The sequence below is a fragment of the Kineosporia sp. A_224 genome (assembly GCF_002198655.1).
In the GTDB taxonomy this organism is placed as follows: domain Bacteria; phylum Actinomycetota; class Actinomycetes; order Actinomycetales; family Kineosporiaceae; genus R-H-3.
Genome location: NZ_MWLN01000207.1, coordinates 1 through 6,327 on the forward strand (window position 1 = coordinate 1; position 6,327 = coordinate 6,327).

The 6,327-nt window shown below is 74.7% G+C and carries 7 protein-coding genes and 1 tRNA gene; 3 read left to right on the forward strand and 5 right to left on the reverse strand.

What is annotated here, in order from left to right:
• Positions 1 to 900: serine/threonine-protein kinase (locus EDJALFJO_RS25860; protein WP_143448791.1), on the reverse strand; the 900-nt coding region annotated here is incomplete at its 3' end.
• A gap of 332 nt (positions 901 to 1,232) precedes the next feature.
• On the opposite strand from EDJALFJO_RS25860, the gene EDJALFJO_RS25865 reads away from it, so the two are divergent.
• Positions 1,233 to 1,688 carry a DUF6174 domain-containing protein gene (locus EDJALFJO_RS25865; RefSeq protein ID WP_088289210.1) on the forward strand — a complete coding sequence of 152 codons (456 nt, stop codon included), beginning with the start codon at positions 1,233 to 1,235 and terminating at the stop codon, positions 1,686 to 1,688.
• Positions 1,689 to 1,700: 12 nt separating this feature from the next.
• Here the strand turns inward: EDJALFJO_RS25865 and EDJALFJO_RS25870 are convergent, their stop codons facing one another.
• The 4 genes from EDJALFJO_RS25870 to EDJALFJO_RS25885 all read right to left on the reverse strand — a co-directional run bounded on the left by EDJALFJO_RS25870 (position 1,701) and on the right by EDJALFJO_RS25885 (position 4,965).
• Positions 1,701 to 2,195 carry an NUDIX hydrolase gene (locus tag EDJALFJO_RS25870; RefSeq protein WP_198950645.1) on the reverse strand — a complete coding sequence of 165 codons (495 nt, stop codon included), beginning with the start codon at positions 2,193 to 2,195 and terminating at the stop codon, positions 1,701 to 1,703.
• 110 nt (positions 2,196 to 2,305) lie between these two features.
• The gene (locus tag EDJALFJO_RS25875; protein ID WP_088289211.1) at positions 2,306 to 3,286 is read right to left on the reverse strand and encodes a ribose-phosphate diphosphokinase; all 981 of its coding nucleotides are present in this window, start codon (positions 3,284 to 3,286) and stop codon (positions 2,306 to 2,308) included.
• Complete coding sequence (gene glmU, locus EDJALFJO_RS25880; RefSeq protein WP_088289212.1) at positions 3,283 to 4,767, reverse strand: bifunctional UDP-N-acetylglucosamine diphosphorylase/glucosamine-1-phosphate N-acetyltransferase GlmU; 1,485 nt, start codon at positions 4,765 to 4,767, stop codon at positions 3,283 to 3,285. Before glmU ends, EDJALFJO_RS25875 begins: the two co-directional genes overlap by 4 nt.
• A gap of 126 nt (positions 4,768 to 4,893) precedes the next feature.
• Positions 4,894 to 4,965: transfer RNA gene (locus EDJALFJO_RS25885), tRNA-Gln, on the reverse strand.
• 172 nt (positions 4,966 to 5,137) lie between these two features.
• On the opposite strand from EDJALFJO_RS25885, the gene EDJALFJO_RS25890 reads away from it, so the two are divergent.
• Both EDJALFJO_RS25890 and EDJALFJO_RS25895 read left to right on the forward strand, forming a co-directional pair.
• Complete coding sequence (locus EDJALFJO_RS25890) at positions 5,138 to 5,809, forward strand: TetR/AcrR family transcriptional regulator (protein WP_233150038.1); 672 nt, start codon at positions 5,138 to 5,140, stop codon at positions 5,807 to 5,809.
• A gap of 14 nt (positions 5,810 to 5,823) precedes the next feature.
• A partial coding sequence (locus EDJALFJO_RS25895) for a MarR family transcriptional regulator (RefSeq protein ID WP_088289215.1) occupies positions 5,824 to 6,327 on the forward strand: 504 nt, incomplete at its 3' end.

Genomic DNA, 6,327 nt, shown 5'->3' on the forward strand with positions numbered 1-6,327 from the left:
CGCCCCGGCGGCGAGGGACGCGACCGGTGCCGCGGCATCCGCCGCACCGGCCGGCTCCGCCGGCGCCTCGAGCGGCGCTGCCGCCGGCAGGCCCGGGCCGCCGAGGAGCGCCAGGAGCACCTGCTCGGCCGTCGGCCGCGCGTCGGGGTCCTTCGCGAGGCAGCGTTCGACGAGGCCGCGCAGCGGCTCGGGGACTCCGTCGGTGTCCGGGTCGGCGTGGACGACCTGGTACATGAGCGCCACGAGGGTGTCGCCGGCGAACGGCGAGCGGCCGGTCGCCGCGAAGACGACGGTGCAGCCCCACGAGAAGACGTCCGCGGGCGGGCCGACGACGAGGCCGGACAGCTGCTCGGGCGACATGTAGTTCGGCGAGCCGACGATCCGCCCCGTCGACGTCGTCTCCAGCGAGAGGTCGCGGGCGATGCCGAAGTCGATGACGCGCGGCCCGTCGGGGCCGAGCATGACGTTCGAGGGCTTGAGGTCGCGGTGCACGATCCGGGCCCGGTGGATCGCGGCGAGCGCCGTCGCCGTCGCGACCGCGAGCCGGTCGAGCGCGGCACCGCGCAGCGGGCCCCGCTCCTTGACGTGCTGGGAGAGCGACGGCCCCTCGACGAACTCGCTGACGATGTACGGGGTGTCGCCGTCGACCTTCGCGTCGAGCACCTGCGCGACGCAGAAGCGGGCCACGGTCCGGGCGGCGCCGATCTCCTTGACGAGGCGCTCCCGGGCGCTCGGCTCCTCGAGCCAGCCCGGGTGCAGCAGCTTGAGGGCGACGAGGTCGTCGTCCGGGGTCCGTGCGAGGTAGACGACACCCTGCCCGCCCTGGGCGAGCCGCCGGACGACCCGGTAGCCGTCGACCTCCAGGGGGTCACGCGTGCCCAGCGGCAGCTCCGCACGCACGAGCCGGATCCCTCCCCCGATGTCTCCTGCAGTGTCGTGCCCCCGCGGACACCCGGATCATGATGCCGTTGCGGCGCCGCCCCGTCGAGGCCGGTGCCGTTCGGCGGGTGTTCGGGGAGTGTCAGGGCGGCGGTTCACGCCGGGCGGCCGCCCGGCCCGCGGCCGTGCGCGCGAACGTGGGTCACAGCGTGCGTGGCCGTGGCGGCCACGGCGACCACCTCGCATCACGCTCGGGCGCACGCTCGCGCGCACGCCGGCCTGGCTCACTCCTGACGGCAGAGCAAGCACCCGGCGCGGGACACTGCTCAGGACCCGTCGACACGGAGGCCGCCATGCGCACACGCCCGACCCGGCTCGTCGCCGCCGGTTGCCTGCTCCTGCTCGCGGCGCCGCTGGCGGCCTGCACCGACGAGGCGGACTCCGGTCGGGACCGGCTCGCGAGCGCCCGGGCGACCTGGGCCGCCGCAGGCCTGACCGACTACGACCTCGTCGTCGACGGGTCGTGCTTCTGCACGTCCGCCGGTCTGGTCCGGGTCCGGGTCCGGGCCGGGACGGCCACCGTGACGGGGGTCGGGCTCACGAACGACGCCGGTGGCACGACGCCTCCCGAGGGCACCCCGACGACGGTCGAGGCGCTGCTCGACGTCGTCGACCGCTCGCTCGGCACCGCGGAGAAGGTCACCGTCACCTACGACGGGCGCGGCGTCCCCACGACGATCGACATCGACATGATCGTGGCCGCCATGGACGACGAGGTGACCTGGACGGCGTCCGTCACCCCGCGCTGAGGAGCCGCCGGGTCAGCCGGCGAGGAGCTTGGCGAGCGGCTCGCGCGCGTCCGCCGGGTGCAGGCCGAGGCCGTCGAGCTCGTCGGCGGTCGCCCAGACGAGCTCGAAGCTGTTGTCCGGGTTGTTCTTCGCCAGCTCCGGGCCGCCCAGCGTCGGGGTGCCGGTGACGTCGGCCATGAGGAAGTAGGTCGCCTCGCGCTCGTTGTGCCGGCCGGTCCAGAGCACCCGGTCGATGCGCCCGACGAGGGACGTCTCCTCGATGAGCTCGCGGACGACGGCCTCCTCGATCGGCTCGCCGTCCTCGACGTGCCCGCCGGGCAGCACCGCGTAGTGGTGGCCGGGGCAGCGCGGGCCGGCCGGGCCGGGCACGGCCGTCCCGAGGGTGCGGCACATGATGCAGAGCCCGGGGTCGGGCTTGTGCAGGTACCGCTTCATGAGCAGCACCCGCTCGCCGTCGACGACGACCGCGACCGCGCGTTGTCCCCCCTGGTCGGGATGTCCCGCCACGTCCTGAGTCCCTTCGCGAACCGCCACCCCCGCGGGCAGCACCTCGGGTACCCGTCGGCAGCCGCACCGACGGACTGAACCGATCCTCCCCCGAGGACGGGCCGGACCCGTCAGGAGTTGCCGTCGAACAGGCTCGTCACCGAGCCGTCGTCGAAGACCTCGCGGATCGCGCGGGCGATGAGCGGGGCGATCGACAGGATCGTCAGCTGCGGGAACCGGCGGTCCTCGCCGATCGGCAGCGTGTTCGTGACGATGACCTCGCTGATCTTGCTCGAGCGCAGCCGGTCGACGGCGGGGCCGGAGAGGATCGCGTGCGTCGCCGCGACGATGACGTCGGCGGCGCCGTTCTCGACGAGCGCCTCGGCGGCCTGGGTGATCGTCCCGGCGGTGTCGATCATGTCGTCGACGAGCACGCAGGTGCGGCCCGCGACGTCACCGACGACCTCGTGCACCTTGACCTGGTTCGGCACGCTCGGGTCGCGGCGCTTGTGGATGATCGCCAGCGGGGCGCCGAGCCGGTCGGACCAGTGGTCGGCGACCCGCACCCGGCCGGCGTCCGGCGAGACGACCGTGAGCCGGGCCCGGTCCACCCGCTTGCGGACGTGCTCGGTGAGCAGCGGCAGCGCCCAGAGGTGATCGACGGGGCCGTCGAAGAAGCCCTGGATCTGCGCGGTGTGCAGGTCGACCGACATGAGCCGGTGCGCGCCCGCGGTCTTGAAGAGGTCGGCCATGAGGCGGGCCGAGATCGGCTCCCGGCCGCGGTGCTTCTTGTCCTGCCGGGCGTACGGGAAGGACGGCGCGATGACCGTGATCCGCTTGGCCGACGCCCGCTTCAGCGCGTCGACCATGATGAGCTGCTCCATCACCCACTGGTTGATGGGTGCGCTGTGGCTCTGGATGACGAACGCGTCGCAGCCGCGCACGCTCTCCCCGAACCGCACGTAGATCTCGCCGTTCGCGAACTCGTACGCGCTCGTGGGGACGAGCTCGACACCGAGCTCCGCGGCGACCTCCTCGGCGAGCTCGGGGTGCGCGCGGCCGCTGATGACGACCATCCGCTTCTCGCTCGTCGACGTGATGCCGGTGCTCATCGCGGCGTTCCCTCCTGCGTCCCGGCGGGCCCTGGCGCCTCACCGGACTCCTGTGCCGCGTGCGCGCGCGCCGCCGCCTTCGCGGCAGCGGTGCCGGGGCGGCGTCGTTCGACCCAGCCCTCGACGTTGCGCTGCTTCCCCCGGGCGACCGCCATCGCTCCCGGGGGGACGTCCGAGATGATGACCGAGCCGGCGGCCGTGTAGGCGCCGTCCCCGATCGTCAGCGGCGCGACGAGCATGCTGTCGCTGCCGACCCGGACGTGGTCGCCGACGATCGTCGTGTGCTTGGCGACGCCGTCGTAGTTGACGAAGACGGTCGCGGCGCCGATGTTCGAGCCCTCGCCGATCGTCGCGTCGCCGACGTAGGAGAGGTGCGGCACCTTCGAGCCGGTGCCGATGACGGCCTTCTTCGTCTCGACGAAGGTGCCGATCCGGCCCGAGGCGCCGAGGTCGGTGCCGGCCCGCAGCGACGCGTACGGCCCGACGGTGGCGCCGGCGCCGATCCGGGAGCCGACGGCGTGCGCCCGGACGACGCTCGCGCCCTCGGCGACGACGCAGTCGGTGAGCGAGGTCTCCGGGCCGACGACGGCGTCGCGGCGGACCTGCGTCGTGCCGTGGAGCATCGTGCCGGGCAGCAGCGTGACGTCCGGCTCGAGGGTCACCGTGACGTCGAGCCACGTGGTCGCCGGGTCGACGACGGTGACGCCGGCCCGCATCCAGGCCTCGACGACCCGCCGGTTCAGCTCGCGCCCGAGGGCCGCGAGCTGGACCCGGTCGTTGACGCCCTCGACCTGCCACACGTCGTCCGTCGTGACCGCCGCGACACCGAGCCCGTCGGCCCGGGCCACCGCGAGCACGTCGGTGAGGTACTTCTCGCGCTGGGCGTTGTCGGTGCCGACCCGGGCCAGCGCGCTGCGCAGCAGGCCTGCGTCGAAGGCGTAGATGCCCGAGTTGATCTCGTTCACCGCGCGCTGGGCGTCGTCCGCGTCCTTGTGCTCGACGATGCCGGTCACCGCGCCCGAGGCGTCCCGCAGGACCCGGCCGTAACCGGTCGGGTCCGCGACGTGCGCCGTGAGCACGCTCGCGGCCGCGCCGGACGCCGCGTGCCGGGCGACGAGATCGGCGAGCGTCGCGCCGTCGAGCAGCGGGACGTCCCCGTAGGTGACGACGACGGTGCCCGCGAGGTCGGCGGGCAGCACGTCGAGACCGCACTCGACGGCCCGGCCGGTGCCCTTGACCTCGTCCTGGTCGGCGACGAGCGCGCCGGGGTCGACGGCGGTGACGTGCGCGACGACCCGGTCCCGCTCGTGCCGCACGACGACGACGAGGTGCTCGGGGTCGAGGGTGCGGGCGGCGGCGATCGCGTGCCCGAGCAGGGAGCGGCCACCGATGGGGTGGAGCACCTTCGGGGTCGCCGACTTCATCCGCGTACCTTCGCCGGCCGCAAGGACGACGACGGCAGCCGGGCGGTGCTGGCTCACGCGGAGATCCCCCTCGGCGCCAGTGGCTGGTAAGGCACCGCGATCCTACCCGCCGGCCGGGGCCGGACCGGCCGACAGGGCGTGAGGCCGACCACGGCCCGGCCACGCCCCGTCGGCGCCGGCCTGCTCCGCCCCCAGGATTCGAACCCGGCCCTCAAGGCACCAAAGGCCTGTGTGCTGCCGCTACACCAGGGCGGAACGCCCGCTTCGTCCGTGCCGCACGCGCTCGTCGCGCGTCCGGACGGTCCGCGGACCGGTGCAAGTGTGCCAAGTCCCGGGCCCGGGTTCACCCCCGGTCCGGCGCGGCGGCCCCGGCCGTGCCGGGCGACCGTGCCGCGGAGGACCGCGGCGTGCACGGCATGATGGGCGCGTGACGACGTCCCGGGAGGCCCGCGACGCCGGCCCCGGCCGGCCCGCGCGGACCGCGCCGCGCGCCCGGATGACGGGCAAGCAGCGGCGCGAGCAGCTCCTGGACGTCGGCCGCCGGCTCTTCGCGGAGAAAGGCTTCGAGGGCACGAGCGTCGAGGAGATCGCCGCCACGGCACAGGTCTCCAAACCGGTCGTCTACGAGCACTTCGGCGGCAAGGAGGGCCTCTACGCCGTCGTCGTCGACCGCGAGATCGCCGCCCTCCTCGACGCGATCAACCGGTCGCTGCAGACCGGCGCGCACCCGCGGATCATGCTCGAGCAGGCCGCGTTCGCCCTCCTGGACTACATCGAGACCTCGACCGACGGCTTCCGCATCCTCGTGCGGGACTCCCCCGTCGCGCAGTCGACGGGCACCTTCGCGAGCCTCATCTCGGACGTCGCCAACCAGGTCGAGTACCTGCTCGCCGCCGAGTTCAAGGCCCGCGGCCTGGAGCCGAAGGCCGCGCCGCTCTACGCGCAGATGCTCGTCGGGATGGTCGCGCTCACCGGCCAGCACTGGCTCGACGTCCGCAAGCCGAAGAAGGCCGAGGTGGCCGCGCACCTGGTCAACCTCGCCTGGAACGGGCTGTCCGGGCTCGAGCGGCGCCCCCGGCTCAAGGGGCCGCGGCCGTGACCGACACCTCGCCCGTGCCCCCCGCAGCGGCGGACGCCCCGGACGCCGGCCCGGACGCCGCCGTCGGCGACGAGGTCGACCGGATCGTCGCCGCCTGGCGGCGCGAGGTCCCCGGGGTCGACGTCGGCCCGCTCGAGGTGCTCTCCCGGGTGACCCGGCTCGCCCACCACCTCGACCGGCACCGGGCCGCCGCCTTCGCCGGGCCCGGCGTCGAGCCGTGGGAGTTCGACGTCCTCGCGGCCCTGCGCCGCTCCGGGGCGCCCTACGAGCTGTCCGCGGGCCGGCTGACGACCGACACGCTCGTGACGAGCGGGACGATGACGAACCGGGTCGACCGGCTCGCCGCCCGCGGGCTCGTCGTGCGCCGCCCGGACCCGGACGACGGCCGCGGCGTCCTCGTCGGCCTCACCGACGCGGGCCGCACCGTCGTCGAAGCCGCCCTGGCTGCTCTCGTGGACCGCGAGCGCGCCCTCCTCGCGGACCTCTCCCCCACCGACCGCGCCGCCCTCGACGCGAAG